The sequence below is a fragment of the Algoriphagus limi genome, assembly GCF_024919275.1.
GTDB classification, from domain to species: Bacteria; Bacteroidota; Bacteroidia; order Cytophagales; family Cyclobacteriaceae; genus Algoriphagus; species Algoriphagus limi.
Window position 1 is genome coordinate 646,084 of the sequence record NZ_JANWGH010000001.1, and the last position, 23,282, is coordinate 669,365.

Annotated in this window: 25 protein-coding genes; 12 read left to right on the plus strand and 13 right to left on the minus strand. The window is 39.1% G+C overall.

Translation table 11 applies throughout. From position 1 onward, the window contains the following. Positions 1-453: 453 nt before the first annotated feature. The 5 genes from NY014_RS02775 to NY014_RS02795 form a co-directional block, all read right to left on the minus strand. Positions 454-1,929: a lipopolysaccharide biosynthesis protein gene (locus NY014_RS02775; RefSeq protein WP_259413005.1), complete on the minus strand. Its 1,476-nt coding sequence runs from the start codon at positions 1,927-1,929 to the stop codon at positions 454-456. Positions 1,930-2,095: 166 nt separating this feature from the next. Then, complete coding sequence (gene feoB, locus NY014_RS02780) at positions 2,096-4,231, minus strand: ferrous iron transport protein B (protein ID WP_259413006.1); 2,136 nt, start codon at positions 4,229-4,231, stop codon at positions 2,096-2,098. A gap of 6 nt (positions 4,232-4,237) precedes the next feature. Beyond that, on the minus strand, positions 4,238-4,459 hold the full coding sequence (locus NY014_RS02785) for a FeoA family protein (RefSeq protein WP_259413007.1): 222 nt from the start codon (positions 4,457-4,459) through the stop codon (positions 4,238-4,240). Between the two features lie 89 nt (positions 4,460-4,548). Then, on the minus strand, positions 4,549-5,172 hold the full coding sequence (locus tag NY014_RS02790; RefSeq protein WP_259413008.1) for a hypothetical protein: 624 nt from the start codon (positions 5,170-5,172) through the stop codon (positions 4,549-4,551). A 107-nt stretch (positions 5,173-5,279) separates the two neighbouring features. Further along, positions 5,280-6,539, minus strand: a complete 1,260-nt coding sequence (locus NY014_RS02795) for an NAD(P)/FAD-dependent oxidoreductase (RefSeq protein ID WP_259413009.1) — start codon at positions 6,537-6,539, stop codon at positions 5,280-5,282. Between the two features lie 259 nt (positions 6,540-6,798). On the opposite strand from NY014_RS02795, the gene NY014_RS02800 reads away from it, so the two are divergent. Continuing rightward, a complete protein-coding gene (locus tag NY014_RS02800; RefSeq protein WP_259413010.1) occupies positions 6,799-7,455 on the plus strand; it encodes a Crp/Fnr family transcriptional regulator in 657 nt (218 codons plus the stop codon). A 1-nt stretch (position 7,456) separates the two neighbouring features. Here the strand turns inward: NY014_RS02800 and NY014_RS02805 are convergent, their stop codons facing one another. Beyond that, positions 7,457-8,257, minus strand: coding sequence for a universal stress protein (locus tag NY014_RS02805; RefSeq protein WP_259413011.1), 801 nt, complete (start codon positions 8,255-8,257; stop codon positions 7,457-7,459). A gap of 306 nt (positions 8,258-8,563) precedes the next feature. On the opposite strand from NY014_RS02805, the gene NY014_RS02810 reads away from it, so the two are divergent. From NY014_RS02810 to NY014_RS02825, 4 genes are all read left to right on the plus strand, one after another. Continuing rightward, positions 8,564-9,373 carry a sulfite exporter TauE/SafE family protein gene (locus tag NY014_RS02810; protein ID WP_259413012.1) on the plus strand — a complete coding sequence of 270 codons (810 nt, stop codon included), beginning with the start codon at positions 8,564-8,566 and terminating at the stop codon, positions 9,371-9,373. Between the two features lie 9 nt (positions 9,374-9,382). Continuing rightward, positions 9,383-10,258, plus strand: a complete 876-nt coding sequence (locus NY014_RS02815) for a sterol desaturase family protein (RefSeq protein WP_259414122.1) — start codon at positions 9,383-9,385, stop codon at positions 10,256-10,258. Next, entirely contained in the window at positions 10,237-10,491 is a 255-nt protein-coding gene (locus NY014_RS02820; protein WP_259413013.1) for a hypothetical protein, read from the plus strand. The genes NY014_RS02815 and NY014_RS02820 overlap by 22 nt, the downstream gene beginning before the upstream one ends. A gap of 79 nt (positions 10,492-10,570) precedes the next feature. After that, positions 10,571-10,906 carry a rhodanese-like domain-containing protein gene (locus tag NY014_RS02825; protein WP_259413014.1) on the plus strand — a complete coding sequence of 112 codons (336 nt, stop codon included), beginning with the start codon at positions 10,571-10,573 and terminating at the stop codon, positions 10,904-10,906. Between the two features lie 29 nt (positions 10,907-10,935). Here the strand turns inward: NY014_RS02825 and NY014_RS02830 are convergent, their stop codons facing one another. After that, positions 10,936-11,220, minus strand: coding sequence for a TIGR03643 family protein (locus NY014_RS02830; RefSeq protein WP_259413015.1), 285 nt, complete (start codon positions 11,218-11,220; stop codon positions 10,936-10,938). A 39-nt stretch (positions 11,221-11,259) separates the two neighbouring features. Between NY014_RS02830 and NY014_RS02835 the strand changes: the two genes are divergently transcribed. Then, positions 11,260-12,729 carry an FAD-binding domain-containing protein gene (locus tag NY014_RS02835; RefSeq protein ID WP_259413016.1) on the plus strand — a complete coding sequence of 490 codons (1,470 nt, stop codon included), beginning with the start codon at positions 11,260-11,262 and terminating at the stop codon, positions 12,727-12,729. A gap of 1 nt (position 12,730) precedes the next feature. Further along, positions 12,731-12,874 (plus strand): DUF2256 domain-containing protein, encoded by a 144-nt coding sequence (locus tag NY014_RS02840; RefSeq protein WP_259413017.1) that lies wholly within the window; start codon positions 12,731-12,733, stop codon positions 12,872-12,874. Here the strand turns inward: NY014_RS02840 and NY014_RS02845 are convergent. Further along, a complete protein-coding gene (locus NY014_RS02845) occupies positions 12,865-13,512 on the minus strand; it encodes a sulfate ABC transporter permease (RefSeq protein WP_259413018.1) in 648 nt (215 codons plus the stop codon). The genes NY014_RS02840 and NY014_RS02845 overlap by 10 nt on opposite strands. A gap of 59 nt (positions 13,513-13,571) precedes the next feature. Between NY014_RS02845 and NY014_RS02850 the strand changes: the two genes are divergently transcribed. From NY014_RS02850 to NY014_RS02870, 5 genes are all read left to right on the plus strand, one after another. Continuing rightward, positions 13,572-14,786: a tetratricopeptide repeat protein gene (locus NY014_RS02850; protein ID WP_259413019.1), complete on the plus strand. Its 1,215-nt coding sequence runs from the start codon at positions 13,572-13,574 to the stop codon at positions 14,784-14,786. A 198-nt stretch (positions 14,787-14,984) separates the two neighbouring features. Beyond that, positions 14,985-15,479 carry an Lrp/AsnC family transcriptional regulator gene (locus NY014_RS02855; protein ID WP_135070437.1) on the plus strand — a complete coding sequence of 165 codons (495 nt, stop codon included), beginning with the start codon at positions 14,985-14,987 and terminating at the stop codon, positions 15,477-15,479. Between the two features lie 55 nt (positions 15,480-15,534). After that, positions 15,535-16,074: an NUDIX domain-containing protein gene (locus NY014_RS02860; RefSeq protein WP_259414123.1), complete on the plus strand. Its 540-nt coding sequence runs from the start codon at positions 15,535-15,537 to the stop codon at positions 16,072-16,074. After that, entirely contained in the window at positions 16,075-17,418 is a 1,344-nt protein-coding gene (locus NY014_RS02865; protein WP_259413020.1) for an MATE family efflux transporter, read from the plus strand. It abuts the gene before it with no gap. A 60-nt stretch (positions 17,419-17,478) separates the two neighbouring features. Further along, positions 17,479-18,834 (plus strand): M24 family metallopeptidase, encoded by a 1,356-nt coding sequence (locus NY014_RS02870; RefSeq protein ID WP_259413021.1) that lies wholly within the window; start codon positions 17,479-17,481, stop codon positions 18,832-18,834. A gap of 23 nt (positions 18,835-18,857) precedes the next feature. Here the strand turns inward: NY014_RS02870 and NY014_RS02875 are convergent, their stop codons facing one another. The 5 genes from NY014_RS02875 to NY014_RS02895 all read right to left on the minus strand — a co-directional run bounded on the left by NY014_RS02875 (position 18,858) and on the right by NY014_RS02895 (position 23,245). After that, complete coding sequence (locus NY014_RS02875; RefSeq protein ID WP_259413022.1) at positions 18,858-20,039, minus strand: MFS transporter; 1,182 nt, start codon at positions 20,037-20,039, stop codon at positions 18,858-18,860. A gap of 41 nt (positions 20,040-20,080) precedes the next feature. Next, positions 20,081-21,182 (minus strand): peptide chain release factor 2 gene (prfB, locus tag NY014_RS02880; protein WP_259413023.1). Its coding sequence is split into 2 segments (ribosomal slippage): positions 20,081-21,121 and positions 21,123-21,182, totalling 1,101 coding nucleotides; the frame shifts between segments, so codons are not numbered across the junction. A 65-nt stretch (positions 21,183-21,247) separates the two neighbouring features. Further along, positions 21,248-21,754, minus strand: coding sequence for a hypothetical protein (locus tag NY014_RS02885; protein ID WP_259413024.1), 507 nt, complete (start codon positions 21,752-21,754; stop codon positions 21,248-21,250). Positions 21,755-21,887: 133 nt separating this feature from the next. After that, positions 21,888-22,874 (minus strand): 6-phosphofructokinase, encoded by a 987-nt coding sequence (gene pfkA, locus NY014_RS02890; RefSeq protein WP_259413025.1) that lies wholly within the window; start codon positions 22,872-22,874, stop codon positions 21,888-21,890. Then, on the minus strand, positions 22,874-23,245 hold the full coding sequence (locus tag NY014_RS02895; RefSeq protein WP_259413026.1) for a methylglyoxal synthase: 372 nt from the start codon (positions 23,243-23,245) through the stop codon (positions 22,874-22,876). Before NY014_RS02895 ends, pfkA begins: the two co-directional genes overlap by 1 nt. Positions 23,246-23,282: the final 37 nt, after the last annotated feature.

The following is a 23,282-nucleotide window of genomic DNA, read 5'->3' on the forward strand; positions in this document are numbered from 1 at the left end:
GTTTCCAAAATTTTAGAATGCAAAGTTAAGTCCTTATTGGAACAGCTTTGATAAATTTTGAAATAAAATATCGAAAATTCCAATATTTTAAATGATTATTTAGAATAAGTCCTTAGAAAAGTCCAATTCGCCAAATAAATGATATGGATAATTGGATATCAATCATCAGTGAAATTAAGCTTGAAAATTAAAAATCGATTTTGTTCTAAGAATAAAGACCATGGTGTTTAACCCTGCTTCGGATTATCCGTATATTTGCGCAAAGCCTGGATCGCTGACATGTTCAAACTTCACAATTTAATTACAATACCGAGTGAAGCCCTTTCCAAAAACAGGCCTCATCCCGTCCCGATAACTATCGGGATCGTGACCTCGCCCTAAAAGCAGGATAACAGTGGAAGTTTGCGGATTTTAGGCAGCTCAAATCTTGTCTATATGGAGGTTTGTAACACTCTAAGGTCCAGGCTTTTTTAATTTTTTGGATATCCAATTCAATTCTTCTTTTCCTGAAAACCCGATTTTTGCAGCAAGGAAATAGATTAGGATTATCAAACCGCTTTTGATCAATAAATTCAAAATCGGATTTTCAGTTTCCGGGATAAAATCAACCAACACTATCGCTATTATTCCTAAACCAATGATCTTGAGGCTTTCTAATCCAAAAGGTGAAAAACCAAGCCTAATCTTTAAATAGAGGAACTTGGTGAAGTTGAATGCCAACATTACCAAGGCAGAAGCAATCGCTGCGCCTTCGATTCCATAGATTGGTATCAGAAGGTAATTCAAAAGAATAATCATCCCGCTCATGATAACGGTCGCGGTAAGGTTGAACTTATAGTATTTTGAAAAAACTAGGACCTCTGAATTAGCAGAAAATCCTGCATCGATCACTTTTCCCAAACCAATCCAAAAAACTACCCATTTGCCACTTTCATAAATAGTACGATTGGGAATCAAGTAATAAATCGAATCAATATTTATCCAAATCCCAATGAAAATTAGGAGGCAGAGATACAACTGTCGATGGGAAACTTGCTTATAAAGCTGGTTGATTTCAGACGTTTTATTTTCAGAAAAATGCTTGGCAATGACAGGCATGATTACCTGTGAAATGGCTCTTCTTGGCATTTCAATTACCAAGGCCATGCTGAAGGCAATGGTATAAATAGCATTTGCTTCCAAACTAATCATGGAACTGACCATGATAGAGTCAATCTTCATAATAAGTGTAGAAGCTGCTGTAGCTAAAAATGTAATCAAACTGAATCGGATAAAAGCTCCTCTGAATCCAGTTGGGAATTGACTCCAAGAAAAGTCGACATTTAAGACTTTCAGCCAAGCTAAATATAAAATCATCCCAAAAAGCGGAATGGCGTAGACAAGGATCAACCCACCCATCATTTGATCAAAATTGATCCAATCTGCCAAGAAGCATAAAATCCATAGGCCTGTCAGTAATCTGAGCAACACTTCCCGGAAGAATGTCGGAATAGAAACCTTTAAATAAGAGCGGCTATAGGCATCTAATATAGAGTTTGCCAAAGCCAGAAAAGTGATGAATAAAACAATCCATAGGTATTGAATTACCTCAGGAGAATTGGATGCAAAAAGGGAAATGATTTGATCTTGAAAAATCCAAAATAGACTGGCAACTATTAAAAACCCTGCAAGCGCGATGAGTAAGCTAAAGCTTAGAAAGGCGGTTTGTCCTTTTTCAAGTTTGGGGAAATATCGAGTGATCCCATGTCCTAATCCTAACTGAGCGAAGGGGACAATTAAAAGGGCCAAATCTTGGATCGTACGAAAAGTACCCAATTGAGCTGCTTCTAAAGCATAGGGATAGAGCCAAAGGACATTGATGTAGCCGATAACTACGCCTACGTAAGAAAAAATTGCAGTTTGGAAGCTTTGATTGGCGACTTTGCCCATGGGTTGAAAATATCAAAAAATCAGGAAAAGCTTATGATTTGATTTCAATCAATAGCCTGCGCATTTCTCGCAGCCCTGCTTTTTAGTGGGCTTTCCAAAGAAATGCTTCCAAAGGTAAGCTAGTGCTCCAATTCCTGTCAGTGCGATAATGATTTCCTGCCACATATTAGGAAAATATTTGATAGGTGATAAATGCTGCGATATAGGCTAATGAAGTCATGTAGACAGTTTGAATCAACGGCCATTTCCAACCTTTGGTTTCTCTATAAACCACAGCCAAAGTACTCATACATTGCATAGCAAAGACATAAAATACCATTAATGAGAAAGCCGTGGCTTTGTTAAATACCTTATTTCCCGTTACTGGGTTAATCTGTCTATCTAAGGTTTCTCGGATAGTTGCATCATCCTCCGGGTCACCTCCAATACTGTAGATCGTTGCCATGGTGGAAACGAAAACTTCTCTAGCTGCAAATGAAGCAATCAATGCGATTCCTATTTTCCAATCGTAACCTAAAGGTTGAATTACCGGCTCGATTGCTCTTCCCATGATTCCTATGAAAGAGTTTTCCAAAAGGGCAGAGGAAGCCTCCATTTCAATTTCTTCCATTTGCTCTGGTGTTTCAGCTAGGGCAATTTTTGCATCGCGATCTTCCCGGATGGAATCCATGGTCGAAGGTGGGCCATATGTTCCCAAAATCCATAGAATGATAGAAATAGCAAGAATAACTTTCCCCGCTGCTGTCACGAAAGTAAGAGACTTGTTGTACATGGTTAACAGAACATCCTTCCATCGTGGAGTTCTGTAGGTAGGAAGTTCCACCATCAAAAAAGACTTCTCATCCGTTTTTAAGATGGTTTTTAATCCGTAGGCGGTCGCTAGAACACCTATCACGCCTAAAAGATATAGGCCCAATAATGCCAAGGCTTGTAAATTGATAAATCCAAGTATATGCTCGTTTGGAACAACTAATCCGATTAAAATGATGTAAACCGGTAATCTCGCAGAACAGCTCATTAAAGGAGTCACCATAATGGTGATCATTTTCTCTTTCCAGTTGCCGATATTTCTGGCTGCCATTACACCTGGAATTGCACAAGCAACTCCCGAAACCAATGGAACAATACTTTTTCCATGAAGTCCAAAAGGACGCATCCATCGGTCCATCAAGAAAACAACCCGAGACATATATCCGGTATCCTCTAAAATCGCCAAGAACCCAAATAACAAAGCAATTTGAGGAATGAATATGACTACGCCTCCAATGCCTGGAATTACTCCTTCGGCCAATAAATCTGCAATCGGTCCTTCGGGAAGTGCTTCGGTAAGCCAAGAACTAAGGTCAGCAAAAAATCCATCAATCAGATCCATTGGAACAGAAGCCCAAGCAAAAATCGCTTGGAAAATCATTAAAAGGATTCCTCCGAAAATCAAATAACCCCAAACTGGGTGTAGGAGAACTTTGTCTAGTTTTGATTCTTCGGCGTCAACAGTTTCTTTTTTGACAAGTACCTGCTGAATGACGGAACTGATTTTTCGATATCGAATTTTAGTTTCTTCAAGTTGGGCAGCCTCTAAATCAATGTTTACTGATTCCAGCTTATTTAAAATCCAGGTACGTTTTTCCTCAGAAAGTCCTCTGTCTTTCAATCCAAAACGTAGTAATTGATAAGCCCGGTAATCATTATCCAATTGAAAAAATTCACGAACATCACTGAGCTCATTGGTGTCTAAAAACTCCTTTGCTTCAATGAAAGGACCGGGATTAGAAAAATTTTGTTGGTGAATTAACTCTCTTATCTGGTCGATTCCTTTTTGATGTCTCGCATCGGTCCGGAGGATAGGAACACCTAATTTTTTGAATAATTCAAAGGTTTTTATTTCCAAATGGCTTTTCTCGGCCAAGTCGGACATATTTAAAACCACAGCAAGATTTAATCCCAAATCAATCAATTGAGTAGCCAAAAACAAACCTCTGGAAAGCTGTACCGAATCAATGACCATAAGGACAAAATCCGGTTTTTCAACTTCACTTAATTGGTTGAGAACCCGATGCACAATGACCTCGTCCTCTGAATTTGGATATAGGGAATAGGTGCCAGGAAGGTCAATAATATCATAGGAATTACCTTGATAGCTCATCACACCTTTCTTCTTATCCACAGTGACGCCAGGATAATTACCGATCTTTTGGTTAAGGCCAGTCAGCTGATTGAATATCGTGGTTTTTCCTACATTAGGATTGCCAATGAGGGCGATTTTCAAGGTCTTGGTCAAGGGAGAAGAGAGGGTTTCAGCCATGAATTATTAAACGATTTTGACTTGAATTATGGCAGCTTCTTCTTTTCTAAGTGCTAGGAGCGTTTCATCAAGTCTAAAAGCCATCGGACCATTTCCAGGTGCGATATGCTTTAAGGTGATTTTCTTTCCCGGAAGAAAACCTAATTCCATCAAATTAACTTTCAAAGGTGATTCTTGGAGAGTTTCGATGGTTGCAGTATTTGAAACGGATAGTTGGTCAGCTGTCATGAAGAATCAGGCTTTCTTCTAATTCGTGCAAAAATAAGTTATTTGGAATGAATCTAAGTAAAAATTCAAAAGAAATTTGGTGATTTAAATCAGGATTGGGAGCGAATACTTAGAATTTCATTCGAAAGATTAAAATCCAGCCCATTTTCCATTAAAATTCTGATACTAAATTCCAATTGAACTTCCTTCTGAGGATCTTTGATCCAAACGAGTTTGAACAAATCTTCCATAAAAAGTGGAACAGGCGTATTGAAAAATTCTGGAATCGGTTTTGTTTGCTCACTGAAGAAATTGTTCATTTCAAAATAGGATGTTAAATCTTGACCTACTTTTAGAATTTCACCGTCGCCAAGCTCTACTTCTCTGGAATTGATAATCTGAATCCCGATCATTTTTTCTTGAGACTGAGGAGATGGGGGGGAGCAAGCCAAAGCCATTCCCCAAGTAGAACTGTTAGAATTTTTTCGCTCCGAAAGGGTTACAATTTCTTTGATTCGAAAAGATTTGGTGATGAAGTTATAAGGTAAACTGATAGTCGGGCTTACTTGCTGACCTTCTGTAGTAAGGGAGATGGTTTCAAAAGATTGTACTCGAAAATCACTGACATCAAAGATAGGTCCACAACCGCATGGATTTCCACAGAAATCGTTGCATGCCATGGGGATCAAGCCTAAAAAGAAGAAAAGGCTAGAGGTGAGAAAAAACTTCTTCACGTTTCGAAATAATTGATATACAAAGAAATAAACTCGGAATTTTTCATTTGGTTATAAAAAACAAAGCCCAGATATTAATCCGGGCTTTGGTTCTGAATCTACTTGCATTAGGCCTTGCCTCTTAGCATCAGGTTCCAATACATAAATGGCAAACCGTATTTTTTAAGCAGCCACATGCTGTATTGTTCTTTGGATGTATCCACAAATTTGGAAATCATTGGGTCTGAATCCCGGACATTATCATACTTGAATTCAGCCAAGACCATTCTTCCATATCTGGTTACCAAAGGACAAGAGGAATACCCTGAATAAGATGCATGTCCCACTTCATGCGTTTTGATTAGCTTAAGTAGGTTTTCTACAACTACAGGAGCTTGTTTACGGATAGCGGCACCTGTTTTTGCTGTAGGCAAATGTGCTACGTCTCCCAAAGCGAAAATATTTGAGAATCGCTTATGCTGTAGTGAATGAATATCCACATCTACCCATCCTTTACCCGGACCTTCCTGAATAGAAATATCAGAGTCTTGGATAAATTTTGGAGCTGCTTGTGGTGGTGCCAAATGCAGTAGATCAAAGTGAACCTTGATTTCTTTTGACTCGGTCAACTCTTCACCAATCGGGTTGTCACTTGGAATTGAATAATCTTCCTCCGGTTTGATGTATTTGAAATAGATATCTTGGTTTTTGGCGTCAATTTTAACTGGAGCCATGAATGGTTTGAATAGGATATTTCGGTCGTGAATGATTTTGTTTAGCGTCTTTGCAAAATCAGGTACACCGAATATAATGGTGCCAGGAGTATAAAAAGCCACATTTGCTTTATCACGGATTCCATGCTTTCTGAAATAATCTTCAGCTAGGTACATGATTTTTTGAGGTGCTCCACCACATTTGATAGGGGTAGTAGGTTGGGTGAAAATGGCATTTCCTCCTTTAAAGTTTTTCAATACTTCCCAGGTATGTTTTGGATCGGTGTAATTGGAGCAAACGACTCCTTTGTCCATTGCCTCTTTTAGACCCGGGATTAATTCAGGCGCCATCACTAAACCAGGAGCTACTACTAAATAATCATAGGTTACATCTCCTGAAGAAGCGGTACTGACCGTATTTGTATGAGGATTTACCCCAGTTGCTTTGTCTTTAATCCAATCTACCCCTTTAGGAATGTAATCAGCTTCATCTCGCTCAGTATCGTCAAAATCAAAAGTTCCTGCACCTACCAAAGTCCAAGCAGGTTGGTAATAATGCTTCTCTGATGGTTCGATAATAGCAATTTGAAGATTTTTATCTTTTAGTTTAAGCTGGGCTGCCACTGTGATACCGGCGGTCCCTCCACCGATAATTACAATCTGATAATGTTTCATAGCAAGGTTATTTTGACAGATAAAAGGTATAAAGATCCAACACTTAATTTAGTGACATTCGTCACCTTATCCCATGACTTGTGCATCTTGAGTTTGAAAAATATTTTTAAGAATCGGCTGGAAATGGGCAGGTTAGTACTTATGTGATATTAGTCACATTGGGAAAAATGCTTTAAATTTCCTCTAGAATTATATTTTTGTTCGCTAAGTATCTTTTTGAACCTTTAAAATAACAATTGGTCAATCCTTATTTTACATCATGACAACTGAAGAATTAAAGACTTTCCTTCCAGAGTTTACAGACCCAAGACTTCTTGAAACCTTATTAGAAAAGGGGCAAATCATGAAATTGGAGCCGGGAAAAGTTTTAATGGAGCCTGGAAAATTCGTCAAAATGGTTCCCATAGTACTTGAAGGATCCATCAAAGTGATGCGAATGGATGAGGATGGAAAAGAACTTTTTCTTTATTATTTGGATGCCGGCGAAACCTGTGCATTGTCCTTGACTTGTTGTTCTGCCGCTAGGCCAAGTGAAATTAAGGCAGTTGTGGAAGAGCCTACCACTATCATTGGCATTCCTGTTTCTTTACATGAGCAGTTGACTGATGAATTTAAACAGTGGAAGGATTTTGTGTCTGAAACATATCAAAGCCGTTTCCATGAAATGTTAGTTGCTTTGGATGCTGTTGCATTCAAGAGAATGGATGAGCGATTGATGCGCTACATTGTAACGAAAATGAAGCAGCATAAGACCAATGAACTGAATACTACACATCAGGAAATCGCTAACGAATTGGGTACCTCCAGAGAAGTAATTTCTCGACTATTAAAGCAACTGGAAAAAAAGAAATGGATTGAATTGGGCCGTAATGTGATCTACATTCGGGATGATTTTGAAGAGTTGATCAGTAAATAATCTAGACCATAACAAGCAAAGGGATCCTAACCCTGTAAGCCATTTCTATTGAAGTGCCTTTACGGAGAAGTTGATCCCAAAGGTTTTTTTGGGAATGGCACATGGTGAGCATGTTATCTTTGTGTCCATTTAACAACTCCTGTATCCCATGAATCACATCATTATCCCTTTGGGAATGAATACTTGGGGTATATCCTAAACGTTCTTTCAGGTATTTTTCCAAACCAAGCAGGGCTAGTTTTTCTACAAAACTCTCCTCCTTAAATACATGAAGAATCTGTAAGTCCATGGTCCAGACTTTCGACCAATTCACAACTTTTTCAATTAATTCCTCTTCGTGATCAGCTAATTCCAATGCCAAACTGATTTTTCGCGTACTGGAAGTTTCAGCTTCTTCCGGAACCAACAGCACAGGAATAGATGATTCTTTTAGGACATTCACTGCTGTGGAGCCTACCAGCACTTTTTTTATTCCGCTGATTCCATGGGTTCCCATAATTACCATATCGGCATTTTTTTCTTCAGCCAATTTGGCAAGCTGAATAGAAGGTGTGCCTTCCAAAATTTCGGCATGAAATTCTGCATTTGGAGAATCGTACTCCAGCATGAGTTCTTCCAAATGTTTCTTTGCACTAGCATGAAGGCCTTCAATAGCAATCGCCGCTTGTGAGGCGAAATCATAAACCATTTCAACTACATGGCAGAGAATAAATGTGTTCTCGCTGTCTTGAAAAATCCCTAACGCAAATTCAAGTGCTTTTTTTGAATTTTCTGAGAAATCCAACGGTATGAGAATCTTCATGGTTCTTTAATTTTTTCCAATATAAGAATGAAAGTATTGGATAAACATGAGAAAAATCAACTGAGAATGAGACATTAACTAAGCCTTGGGTTTTCTTTAATTCAGATTTTTAAAGTGAAAATTTAACGAACTGGTCTAGAGCTTCTTTGGATAAAAGCCCAGTGGAATACTAAATATCCACTTACATTCAAATTCCCATGAAACCCAAAATTTGAAAAAGCAAAAGGAATGGCAATGTAACTTTTGTTACTGCTGCTCAGCTAGGGCTAGCCTTAATTTTGTTCTTAAATTGAAAACTCGAAATCTATGGACATCATTATTGTTATAGGGTATTTAGCTGCTATTCTCATTGGAGTCAGTTTAGGACTTATTGGAGGCGGTGGATCGATTTTGACTGTACCGGTATTGGTATATATTCTTCATATCGATCCAGTTTTGGCTACGGCCTATTCTCTATTTGTAGTGGGCACCACCTCTTTGGTAGGAGCCGGAAACTACATGCGACAAGGATTAGTGGATTATAAAACCGCTGTTGTTTTTGCGATTCCATCCTTTATTGCCGTTTTCTTAACCAGAAAATTCTTAGTGCCTTGGTTGCCTGATCCATTGTTTTCTGTCGGAGAAATGGAGATTACTAAGAATGTGGGAATCATGGTGTTTTTTGCGATCATCATGCTTGCTGCATCTTATTCCATGATAAAAGGCAAGAAAAAAGGGTCTGAAGAAGAAGGAGAAGGTGAAGTGAAATTTAACATTCCGATGATTGCCTTAGAAGGATCTGTTGTAGGAGTTATCACCGGTATAGTTGGTGCAGGTGGTGGATTCTTGATTATCCCTGCATTGGTTCTATTGGCTAGACTTCCTATGAAACTTGCTGTTGGTACTTCTTTGTTAATCATTGCTGCCAAATCCTTGATTGGATTCTTGGGAGACTTAGGTAACCAAACCATTGATTGGAAAATGCTGTTGATATTTACCGGACTATCTGTAGTCGGTATCTTTATTGGTAGCACCCTGTCCAAAAAGATCAACGACAAAGCTTTGAAGAAAGGCTTTGGATGGTTTGTCTTGGTGATGGGAATTTATATCATTGGAAAAGAATTACTGAGTTTATAAATAGGAATGTTGGAAAAGTATTTCAAAATTTTTCTTGACGGGTATTACGGGTATTGGAATTATTTAAAAAGTGAAATCCTCTATCCATCCTGGCACAATTACTTCTATTGGTTAGTAAGCCTTTCCTTGGTTGTTTGGCTTCTAGAAATAGTCTTCCCTTGGCGTAAAAACCAGCCAATTTTCCGAAAGGATTTTTGGCTGGATGCCTTTTACATGTTCTTTAATTTCTTCCTCTTCTCGCTTATTGTTTATAATTCGTTGAGTAATGTGGTGGTTGAGGCATTCAATGATTTCTTGGGGCTATTTGGGGTTACTAATCTTGTGGCTATTGAGGTGGCAACCTGGCCAACATGGGCTCAGTTTTTACTGATGTTCCTTGTAGCCGATTTTATTCAATGGAATACCCATAGACTTTTGCATCATGTGCCTTGGTTATGGGAATTCCATAAAGTACACCATTCGGTAGAACAAATGGGTTTTGCTGCTCATCTTCGATACCATTGGATGGAGACGATTGTCTACAAATCCATTCAATACATCCCGCTTGCGATGATTGGTTTTGGGCTGGATGACTTCTTTATCTTGCATATTTTCACCATTGCAATCGGTCATTTGAATCACGCTAATGTGAAAATATCCTACGGACCATTAAAATACATTTTGAATAACCCTATCATGCATTTGTGGCATCATGCTAAGCATCTTCCTGAAGGAAGTCACGGGGTTAATTTTGGCATTTCATTGAGCTTGTGGGATTATTTGTTTGGGACCGCATACATTCCAAATGAAGGTAGAGATGAACCTCTAGGCTTCGAAAAAATTGAAGAATTTCCAAAGACCTTCTGGTCTCAAATCACCTACCCATGGCTGCGAAAGAAGAAATAAAACAAACAAATCCACTTAATAATTGGGGTACAGTCATTATTCTATCCATGACCTTGGGATTAGCTCCATTTTTCCCAGAACCTCATTTCTTTGGTAAAGTTCGATGGGTAATGGGTGGTGCCGTTGGAATGAAACTGATCGATTGGGGAGACTTGGTTTTTCATGGGTTTCCATGGGTATTATTAGCTCGACTTAGCATCATTACACTTCGTAAAAAATTTGCCAAGGCCTGATTATGTGATTTTGATTACTGCGAATGCCTATTCAGATAAGGTAATTTTGTAGCAGTTCTTAAAATTGAAATATACAACCATGTTTGACTTCTTTAAATCAAAACCTAAAAACTATGAAGACATCTCAGTGGGAGAATTCCACGATCTGATGCTTCAAAAAGATACCGTAATTCTAGATGTGCGCACCGCGGGTGAGTTTTCCTCTGGGAAACTCCGAGGCGCAAGAAACATCGATATCATGTCGCGAAACTTCGTAGAGCAAATTAAAAACCTTCCAAAGGATAAGACTTATTTGGTTTATTGTCGAAGTGGAAACCGTAGCGGGCAGGCCTGTGAGATTATGTCAGATATGGGTTTCACTAATTTGAAAAATATGGCTCGTGGTATTATGAGCTGGCCATTTGAAGTGGTATAAAAAGAAAGCGGGCTTAGAGCCCGCTTTTTTTATCTTTTTGAAATTTTATTATCACTGATCGAACGTTGTCGGCTGCATTTAAATCGGGAAGAAACTACATTTGACATTTTTGAATGCTTTGTAACTCTTCCTTGAACACGAGCTCGCCACATACGAAAACTACTGGCTTTCATATTTTTTCTCATGAGAGAAATGACTTCTGATTCACTCAAACCAAACTGATTTTCGATGGCTTCAAATGGCGTCCGATCTTCCCAAGCCATTTCGATGACTCGATCTATATCTTCCTCTGAAATCATGGATATTTTCTTCATGTATTAAAAACCATCTTTCGGCCCAGTGGTTTTATTTCCGTGCAAAAAATTTCCATTGTTTGGCTTAAAAGAGATCTGCGCCTTCATGATCATCCTCCTTTGTGGAATGCAATCAAAGCAGGGTATCCAGTCTTAGTTCTTTATGTTTTTGAACCCTCCCTGATTCATGCACCTCAAAGTGATGAGAGGCATTGGCGTTTTGTGTGGGAAAGTTTACAAGATTTAAATAGTCAATTGGAGCCATATCAGGCTTCAATAGAAATTTTCAATTCAGAAGTAATCGATGTCCTGAAAAAAATTGTCGAAGAATATCAGATTCAGGAAGTTTATTCTCATCAAGAAACGGGAATAGGAATCACTTTTGAAAGGGATAAACAAGTTTCCAAATTTTTAAAGGAGCATAACATTGATTGGTTTGAATTTTCACAACAGGGAGTGCAAAGGACTAGAAAAAATCGAAAAGGTTGGAGAGAAAATTGGTTTGCTTATGCAAAAGCGCCTATTAAGAAAATCGATTTGAACAAAGTTCAATTTTTCTCATTATCAAAAGATTTTCAAGAAAAAGTTCAGCAACATCCAATTCCAGAATCTTGGAAAGCCCCTAATCCTAAAATGCAAAAAGGAGGAGAGCGAATGGGATGGCGGTACCTTAAGAGCTTTTTGGATGATCGGGTAAAAAACTACAACAGACACATTAGTAAGCCTGAATTGAGTCGAACGGGATGTAGTCGGCTTTCCCCTTATTTAGCCTGGGGATGCTTATCTATTCGGCAAGTTTACCAAGCCTCTGAAGCAAAGAAGAAGGAAGGAAAAAATATTCGAAACTTCACCAATTTTCAATCTCGATTAAGATGGCATTGTCATTTTATTCAAAAGTTTGAGATGGAGTGTCGAATGGAATATGAATCGATTAATCGGGGGTTTTTGGAAATCGAGCAAGCTCCTGATTTTGAATTGATTCAAGCTTGGGAAAATGGGAGAACCGGTATCCCTTTGGTTGACGCCTGTATGCGTTGTTTGATACAAACTGGCTACCTCAATTTTCGAATGAGAGCCATGTTGGTTTCTTTTCTGACTCATCATTTAAATCAAAATTGGAAGTATGGAGCAGATCATTTAGCTAGGGTGTTTTTGGACTTTGAGCCTGGAATTCATTATCCTCAGATTCAAATGCAAGCAGGTGTAACAGGAATCAATACCGTTCGGGTTTATAATCCCGTCAAGCAATCTCAGGATCATGACCCGGAAGGAGTGTTTATTAAAAAATGGATTCCAGAGCTGGAAAAATTACCAGCTTCTTTGATTCATGAGCCTTGGAAAATTCCGCCTTTGGAAATGCAAAGTTTGGGATTTGAATTAGGTGTTGACTATCCGTTCCCAATTGTGGATTTGGAGAAAGCTGCCAAAGAAGCAAGAGATCGGGTCTGGGGAGCTCAAAAACTTCCTCAAGTCAAAAAGGAAGCTCAACGAATTTTAGCTAAACATACCTTACCAAATCGATGGGCTTGATATGAAAAAGCAATTTTTACCAGAAAAAATCTGTCCTGTTTGTAATAGACCATTTTCTTGGAGGAAAAAGTGGGAGAAAAACTGGGAACAGGTAAAATATTGCTCAAAAAGATGCTCAGGTGAAGCCAAGAAAAATCACCGATAAACCATGGCGTACCAAGTGATCCAAATTAGTAAGGGGAGGAAATAGGAAAGCAGAATCACCCATACAGACTCTTTTATGCTTCTTCTGCTTATTGTATGAAAACCTAGCACCCAAACAAACCCATAGAGCAATTCAAAGAAATTGATACTTCTGAAAGGATACCTGTACCGTTCTTCCACTTGGTCGTAACCAAATAGACTTAAAAGAGACAAGGGGCGATTCTCTTGGATTTCCAGGTAAGTGACTGAATTACCTGGATATAGAAATATCAAAAATCGAAGTAATTCTGGAAGTAGGAATACGATTTCAGCAACCAAGGCAAATTTCCAAAGCTCTTTGTATGGTACTTTATATCCTAATGCAAAGGCTCCCAACCAAATCAAAAAGGAGACAACTGTAAACTTCCAAAGTAATGCGAAAGGAGTCCAGAGATATTCCAGCGTATTGAATATGTAGAAAAAGGTGAAGGCTCCTGAATTCTTTAAATTTTGTGAATCTGGAATTGCTTCTACGATTAATGTGTTGGTAAGAAAGCGCACCAAAATGAATAAGAGAACCAAAAGCAAAAAATAAAGTCGTTTATCAAAATCAAGAAGTTCTTGAATTCGTTTGGATAAAGGACTAAGTGTTGGTGCCATAGAATTAAGGTATGTGGAAAGATAGCATATTTATCAGTTTTAGCGGTAATTTTGCAGCTATGAGGGGAAAGTTCCAGGTTTTTCTTTTGGTAATCTTTTTTGCAGCAGCAAATTTGGGTATAAGTAGTAAAGTTTATTCCCAATCGCCGCCCGTGGATAGTCTTTTTGAGACAAAGGTCTCTCCCTATCTATTGTTGGACCGTGGACTTCAGTACCGTATTACAAAGTCCATCAATAGCATGTATAATTTTGATTTTGAGACTGCTGAACGGGACTTTAGGGTAATCGCTTACCAATATCCAGAGCATCCGCTTCCAGAATTCTTAATGGCTTTGGGCTATTGGTGGAGGATTGAGGTAGATGTGACCAATGAAAAGTATGATGACATTTTTCTAAACTATCTGGATCGAGCGAATGAAAAAGCTGAACGGCTTTATGATGAAGACCCAACGAATAAAGAAGCTGCTTTTTTTCTAGCAGCTGGGTATGGCTTTAAAGGAAGACTTTTAGCTGAAAGGAAAAGCTGGACCAAGGCAGCTTGGGCTGGAAAAAATGCCTTAAAATACATGGAAATGAGTCGGGGAGAGGAGGAGTTCAACCCCGAATTGCTCTTAGGTGATGCCTTGTTCAATTATTTTGCAGAGTGGATTCCTGAAAATTACCCTTTGTTAAAACCTGTCTTGGCTTTATTTCCAAAGGGTGATAAAGAGTTGGGATTGCAGCAGTTAGAACAGGTGGCAAGCAATGCCTTTTATACGCGAATTGAAGCCATGTATTTTTTATTCAGGCTCTATGCTTCGGAAGAAAAGAAGCCTTATGAAGCACTTCGCATATCATCTTATTTACATGAGAAGTTCCCAAATAATCCCTATTTCCACCGATCCTATGCACGGCATTTATATACTGTGGGGCGCTGGGTCGAAGCAGTGGAAGAATCAGAAGAGATTCTTAATCGGATTGATGAAGGATGGGTAGGGTATGAGTCAAATAGCGGGAGACATGCTGCCTTTTACCTTGGTCAGTTTGAGGAAAAAATAGGGAATAGGGATCAGGCAAAATATTATTATTTGAAGACCCTTTCCTATGGAGAGGAATCTGAATCCCAAGAGAGTGGATACTATCTCCATGCTTTGGTTCAATTGGGTCAGATAGCTTTGGAAGAAAATCAAAATAAGCTAGCCAAAGAATATTTCAAGAAAGTCAAGAAGTACGCAAAGCGAAAACATCCCGCTCATCAGGCTGCAAGAGATTTTATCAAAAAGAATAAACTTTAACTCAAAAGTTTACGTTTTTTACTTTTGTGACAAGAGATAATTTGAAAATTCCTGAAAAGATTGAAAGTTTTGAATTATTTCTTTGCCAAAATCGACCGAAAATTGAATAAAATTTCGATTTTTGCCCTCTAAAAAGGTTTTAACCCTTTTAAAACTTTCATTAAATATTGTACATTTGCACCATATTATATTTTGTATATGCAAGAGAACGTAGATAATAACATCCGAATCAAGTTTGACAAAATTGACCGAAAAATCCTAGAGATTCTACAGGCCAATGCTAAGATAACCAACGCACAATTGTCCAAGGACATCGGACTTTCCCCGGCGCCAACGCTTGAGCGCGTGAAGAAATTGGAGCAGTCTGGAATAATTAAAAGTTATCATGCGAAACTTGATCCAGAAAAAATTGGATTGGGTGTGAGCACTTTTGTTTTGGTCAGCCTAATCGGTCATAACAAGGCAAATATTGATGCCTTTATGAAGGAAATCAACGGTATTCCTGAAGTAATTGAATGTCACCACATCACAGGTACCGGAGATTTCATCCTTAAAATCATTGCAAAAGACATTACTGCTTATCAAAAGCTAATGTTGGAAAAGGTATCTGAAATCAAAGAGGTGGATTCCATGCAATCCATGGTCATTCTTTCTACCTTTAAGGATTCAAAAGTATTGCCAATTCCTGTTTAATAGATTTAATCTCAAATATTGAAGGGGTGGCGAAAGTCACCCTTTTTTTATGCTTATGGATAACCCTTGGAAAACCCTGAAAATCAATCATAAATACGAAAATCCTTGGATCAAATTGGAAGAACATGATATTCTCAATCCAGCAGGGAATCCAGGGATTTATGGGAAGGTTCATTTCAAAAATAAAGCCTTGGGAATCATCCCTGTGGATTCTGAAATGCATACCTGGCTGGTAGGGCAATATCGATACACCTTGGAAGAGTATTCTTGGGAAATTCCAATGGGTGGTGGACTAATTGGTCAAGATATACTTCAAAGTGCACAGCGGGAACTTAAGGAAGAAACAGGCTTAATTGCTAAAAAATGGACTCAAATCATGAGGATTCATACTTCCAATTCTGTAACGGATGAGGAAGGATTTGTTTTTCTAGCGGAGGATTTGATTCAGGAAGAGCCTGAATTTGAAGAAACAGAGGTTCTACAAATCAAAAGAGTTCCCTTTCTGGAAGCATTAGATTGGGTGATGGAAGGAAAAATTACCGATGGGATCAGTATTGCCGGTATTTTAAAAGCTGCAAAAATTTTGGGTCTTTAAATGAAAATAAAAGAGCATTTTTCGATCACTTTTCATTTGGCCTATCCAGTCATTCTTAGCCAATTGGGGCAGGTAATGGTGGGAGTTGCGGATAGCATGATGGTAGGTCAGCTTGGAGCTTTGCCCTTGGCTGCAGCTTCTTTAGCCAATTCCATATTTTTTGTGTTGATGATGTTTGGGATGGGTGTTTCAATGGGTATTACCCCTTTAGTATCTATAGCAGAGGGAAAAGGAAAGACAAAGCGAATCGGTCAGCTTTTAAGACATGGCCTTTGGATCAATATTTTTACAGCATTGATTCTGACTTTTATAGTATTGGGGCTTTCCTCTGGGCTTTCTTTTTTAGATCAACCTGAGGATGTGGTTTCAGCTGCGATTCCTTATCTATTTGTTATTAGCGCATCGCTATTGCCTTTTATGATTTTTCAAGCCTTTAAGCAGTTTGCGGAAGGCCTGAGTCAAACGAGGCAGGCCATGTATGTCACGATATTTTCCAATTTGGTCAATGTCTTTTTGAATTGGGTTTTGATTTTTGGCAAGCTAGGATTCCCTGCATTAGGATTGATGGGGGCAGGATGGGCTACACTTATTTCACGGGTCCTGATGGCCGTTTTAATGGCCGCATATGTTCTAGGATCCAAACGTTACAAGGGGTTTCAGTTGAAATTGGGTTTTAAAAGTATAAGCTTCCCAATGGTTACCAGGATTTTAAAAATTGGGGTTCCCACTGGTTTCCAGTTTATTTTCGAAGTAAGTGCCTTTGGTTCCGCTGCCATTATGATGGGCTGGTTGGGTGTCACCGCTTTAGCTAGTCATCAGATTGCGATCAATTTGGCATCTATCAGCTATATGATGGCTGCAGGTTTGGGTACTGCCGGAATGGTTCGTGTAAGTAATCAAATTGGAAGGAATGATTTCCAAACCATGCGGGAGGCAGGTATGATGGTTTTTGGAATGGTTTTGATCATTATGAGTACCTCGGCTATTCTTTTTATAAGTCTGAAAAACTTTCTTCCTACACTCTATATTGATGATCCGGATGTGATCGCTACTTCTGCTATTCTTTTGGTAATCGCTGGGATGTTTCAGCTTTCAGATGGAGTTCAGGTGGTAGGTTTGGGTGTTCTTCGAGGGATGGAAGATGTTCGTTTCCCAACTTGGTTGACTTTTATTGCCTATTGGATTATTGGTTTGCCACTTGGCTATTTATTGGCATTTGAATTCGGAATGCGTGAACGAGGGATTTGGTATGGTTTGTTGATAGGGCTAAGTATGACTGCTATTCTTCTATTTTATCGATTTTACAAATTGAGTCAAAAAGCCATTCAGCTGGGTAAGGTCTAAAATGTTTTTTCTATTTTTCAGAATAGAAAATCAAAAAACACGTACCTAATTTAATTCCTTATGATAAAGCGATACTTTTTGCTTTTGGCAGCTGCCCTCATTTCTTTGAACCTTTGCTATGCTCAAGAGCCAGTGGTTTTGCCCTTAAAATCTCAAGCTGAATTGATTGATAGCTGGCTGGATGAACGAATTGAAAACGTTCTGCCTGATTTGATGACAGAAACGGGGATCGATATGTGGGTAGTAATTTCCCGTGAATACAATGAAGATCCTGTCATACGAACTCTTTTGCCAGCTACCTGGATGGCAGCCCGGAGAAGGACGATTTTAGTCATGTATCAACCACAGCCAAATGCTGAAGTAGAAACCTTTGCGATTGCACGTTATGATGTAGGAAAGGCCTTCAAAAGAGCTTGGGATCCGGAGTCACAACCAGATCAATGGGAAGCTTTGATGGAGCTTATTTCAGCAAAAAATCCAAAAAAAATTGGATTGAACATAGCGAAAGATTATGGTCATGCAGATGGTTTGACACATACTGAATATCAGTCTTTTATGGAATATCTTCCAAATCAGATGACAGACCGAGTGGTTTCAGCACAAACTCTTGCTGTTCGGTGGTTAGAAACTCGAACACCTTCCGAAATGGCCACTTATAGACATATTCAGGAATTAGCGCATTACATTATTCAGGAAGGACTTTCAGAACGGGTTATTACCCCGGGAAAAACCACCACAGAAGATGTTGTATGGTGGTATAGAGATAAAATTAAATCCATGAAATTAGATACTTGGTTTCATCCAACGGTAGATATTCAGCGTCCTGATCCTAGTTCTAATGAAGCTTCTCGATCCTTTTCGTCAAGGCCTTCAGAAATGACCATTATGCCTGGTGATTTGCTTCATATTGATTTTGGAATTACCTATTTGAGGCTAAATACCGATACGCAGGAATTAGCATATGTATTAAAAGCTGGTGAAACTGAGGTTCCAGATTATTTGCAAAAAGCTTTTGAAGTTGGGAATAGGTTGCAGGATATTTTGACTGAGAATTATGTCACTGGAAGAACTGGAAATGAAATTCTTCGAGCAGCTCGAACCCAAATGGAGAAGGAGGGAATTAGAGGAAGTATTTATACCCATCCATTAGGATTTTATGGACACTCTGCTGGACCTACCATTGGTATGTGGGATAATCAAGGGGATACCCCAGGAGCTGGGGACCATAAGCTTTTTCCTAATACTGGCTATGCTATCGAACTCAATGCAGTGGTATATGTGGAAGAATGGAAAAAGGACGTTCGAATTATGTTGGAAGAAGGGGCGTTTTTCGATGGAGAAAAAGTCACTTATTATAATGGTAGACAAAAGAAAATTTTGGCTATTCCTAGATCTTCTAATTATCTGGGAAATTGAGAAAAGAGGCGAAAGCCTCTTTTTTATTTCTCTGATTTATACTTTGATGCCTTAGTAAACAAAAGCATCAATAAGGCTAGTCCAGCCATGGATGCACAGAATATAAATACCCAAGGAAAATTACTAGTGTTGTTTCCATAGATAAGCCCAGAAAAAATCGCTCCTAAACCGATGCCAGCTTCCAAAAAGATATACATGGTTGCCAATGCTCTTCCTCGATAAGCATCCAAAGAAAGATCTATTACCCAGGCTGCAGTAGTAGGGCTATTCATTCCTACAGCCGAACCAAATAAAATACCAGCAACAAATAGCATCCATTTGCTATCTGCCATGGCAATAGTAAGCATTGCTAGGATTATCATGGTAGAAGCCATCCTTAAAACAGGTACTCGTCCATAACGATCTGACGCTCTTCCAGCTACCAGTCTAATGCCTAGTGAGGAAAGGGTAAATATTGCAAAGAATAGGCCTTTATTTTCTATGCCTAAATGCTCACTGAAATCAGGAATAATTGTCAAAACTGCTCCAAAGGAGAAGACTGAGAAAAATAAGATGAGTGAAGGTAAAAGAACTCGTTTTTCAATGATTTCATCTTTTTTGAGTCGGAAATGCCTAAAGCTAAATCGCTCGGGGTCTGAGATAGTTTCTTTTAAACGAACCAAAATCAAAATGGAAAATATAGCCGTAAAAGCCGACGCATAGAAAAGGTATTCTATTGGCCAGAATGTTGCAATCCAACCTCCAATCGCTGGACCTGCAGCCATTCCTAGCGAACCAAATAAAGACTGAATCCCCATGGCCTCTCCTCGGCTGTAAAAAGGCACAATATCAGCCACATAGGCAGAAGTCCCAGTTGGAGTAAAACCGGTGGAGAATCCATGGATAAATCGCAAAAACAAGAATCCTCCAACAAAACTTAAAATGGGATATAAAAGGCCGGAAATAAAGCAGACCGTTGCTCCAAAAATCATTACAGGTATTCTACCGATTTTATCTGCTAATTTTCCCGAAAATGGCCTAGATAATCCAGCAGACAAAGTGAAAAGTGAAATTATCAACCCTTTATAATCTTCTCCTCCTAGGGATGACAAATAGGAGGGGAGCTCTGGAATGATCATATTGAAGGAAGAAAAAAACAAGAAAGAGCTCAGGCAGAGCAAGAAAAAATCCAGCGTGAAAAAACTTGGTAAAAAGGACTTTTTCATAGGTTGAGTTAAGAAAAAAGGCCGGAGAATTCCGGCCATTGTTATTCCTTGTTTGCTTCTTCTTCGCTTTGCGCCAATAAGTAAGCCTTCATGAATTCATTTAAGCCCCCATCAAGCACATATTGGGTATCCGAAGTTTCATAGCCTGTTCTGTTGTCTTTCACCAATTTGTATGGGTGAAGGACATAGTTTCGGATTTGTGATCCAAAGTCAACCCGAAGCTTAGATGCCTCAATTTTAGCTATCTCAGCATTTCGCTTTTCCAGCTCCATTTGATACAAGCGGGATTTTAACATTTGCATCGCCTTTTCCCGGTTAGCTAACTGAGATCGCTCAACCTGACAAACGACGACAATCCCAGTTGGCTTGTGAGTCAATTGAACTTTGGTTTCAACCTTATTCACATTTTGACCACCTGCACCTCCAGAACGAGAAGTTTGCATCTCTACATCTGCTGGATTTACCTCAATTTCGATGCTATCATCCACTTCTGGATAAGCATAAACTGAAGCAAAAGACGTATGTCGACGACCTCCTGAATCAAATGGAGAAATTCGCACCAATCGGTGAACACCAGATTCAGATTTCAAAAAGCCATATGCTAATGGGCCTTCGAATTCCAAAGTAGCGGATTTGATTCCGGCAACTTCTCCAGGCTGTACATCCACTTCCCGAACTTTATAACCATTCTTCTCACCCCACATGATGTACATTCGCATCAGGATAGAAGCCCAATCGTTACTTTCGGTACCTCCAGCACCTGGATTGATTTCCAATACAGCATTGAGTTGATCCTCTTCTGAGGAAAGCATCTTTTTGAGCTCAAGGTCTTCTACGGCCTTTTTTGCTTTCTCAAATTCTGCTTTGATTTCTTCTTCACCTACCTCATCAGTGGTATAAAATTCATACAATACCTCCAAATCCTGTATTATCTGCTCCAATTCCTCAAAGGAAGTGGTCCAGCCTTTTCTTACTTGGATTTGTTTCATTGTTTTTTCCGCCTCTTCCGGATTATTCCAAAAGTCTGGTTGAGAGGAGACGGCTTCTAGATCTTGGATTTCTGCTTTCTTCCGATCGTAGTCAAAGATACCTCCTTAAAGCCGAGGTGCGAGCTTTCAAGTCTTTCAGTTGTTCCGAAGTCATGTTTTCCTTAAAATTTCAAGCTGCAAAAGTCTCAAAAATTTCGGCATTTGGCAAGAAGAATACTTTTAATCCATCCGCATTTGAATGATTTGAAGCTTATTTCTTCCCTGATTTTTAAAAGTTTTATAGCGAACGGGTAGAAGGGCTATACCTGTGCCAACCAAAACACCTCCAATTATTCCTACTTCCCGATCAATGGTTAATTCGCCTTGTTGGTAGATCGAATTGATTGCATCCACACTGAGTAGCATAAGCCCTGATCCCAAGGTTAAAAAGTTTAAGGCTCGAAGCCTCCCATTTCTTTTGTCTTTGTTTTGAATATCTATTTCCAAGATATCATTTGGAGAAATTATGTTTTCGGAAAGATAGATGTATTCTGAGCTGAACTCTTTGATAACATCGGTTACAAAATAGCCCAATTTGGCGCTTTTGTAGGTGATTTGCTCCCCAGGATAAAACCGAATCTGAGATTTTGTGTTGGTCCCACGTTTCAATAATAGAAAATCAGAGGATTGAGCAAATCCTGAAGTAAGGCCAAAAAAACATAGAAAAATCAACAGAATTTTTTTCATCCTCTAAGTCTAAAATATCCTTTATAAACAGATACTAGTTTAGGGATTTTATTTTGAATTTGGGATAATTAGAATAAATAGGTTTAAGGATAAACAATAAAAAAGGCTGTCTAAAATGACAGCCTTCAAATTTTTAGGTAGAAAGGATCTTTGCAACCCTGAAATCATCTTCATCTACGGTTTTATCATCCACAATTGCTTTTTTGATTGGGGTATAAACAACCTTGTGGTTTATTAAACCAGCCATGACATCGTATTTTCCATGAAGAAGACCTTCCACTGCCGCAACTCCCAATTTGGAAGCTAAGAGCCTATCAAATGAAGAAGGTGCTCCTCCTCGCTGCAAATGGCCCAAGATGGTCACCTTGATATCATAATAGGGGAGAAGTTTTTTTACTTTGGAAGCTATCTCTGCAGCTCCTCCACTTTTTCCACCTTCGGCAACGATCACAATGTTGGAGGTTTTCTTTGCCTTGGTTCGGACTTTTAGTTTTTCCACCAAATCTTCAATTGGCATCTTCTTTTCAGGAATCAAAATAGCCGCAGCGGCAGAACCAATGCCAGCATTAATCGCAATAAATCCAGCATCACGACCCATTACTTCCACAAAGAATAATCGGTCATGAGAAGTGGCAGTATCTCTGATTTTATCGATTGCCTGAATAGCTGTATTACATGCTGTATCAAATCCAATCGTAGAATCAGTTCCGGATAGGTCATTGTCGATTGTTCCAGGCAAGCCTACTGCAGGAATTCCAAATTCTTTATAGAAAAGGTGAGCACCAGTAAGGGAACCGTCTCCTCCAATGACCACCAAGGCATCAATTCCATGTGCTTTGAGGTTTTCATAAGCTTTTTGACGACCCTCCGGCGTTCTGAATTCCTCGCTTCTAGCTGATTTTAGGAAAGTTCCGCCCCGTTCTAGTACGTGAGCGATGTTCTTGGAATCTAGTTTTTTGATTTCATTATGGATCATTCCTTCGTATCCTCGGTAGATCCCAAACATTTCAATATTGTAATAAAATCCGGTTCGTACAGCAGCTCGAATTGCCGCGTTCATACCGGGGGAGTCTCCACCTGAAGTCAAGACTCCGATTCGTTTGATTACTTTAGGTTCCATTAGGCTTGTGTTAAGGCTTTAAACATGAGTTCGGCTGATGCTGGGTTTGTTGCCAAAGGAATATTGTGCACGTCACAAATTCGCATGAGCATTTGTACATCAGGTTCATGGGGATGTTTATCCAACGGGTCTCTGAAAAATATCACCATATCCAATTCTTTTTGAGCAGCCATAGCGGCTATCTGCGCATCCCCTCCAATTGGTCCTGAAAGGAGCTTTTTTACTTTGAAGCCTGCTTTTTCGATATGTGAACCGGTTGTTCCGGTAGCAACCAATTCGATATCATCCTTATGAAGGCGGTCTTTGAAACCGCTTAAAAAATGGACCATATCGGCTTTTTTGCCATCATGAGCAATGAGAGCAATTTTCATAAATTAGGTTTAATAGGTACGCTCCAAAGTTAGAAAA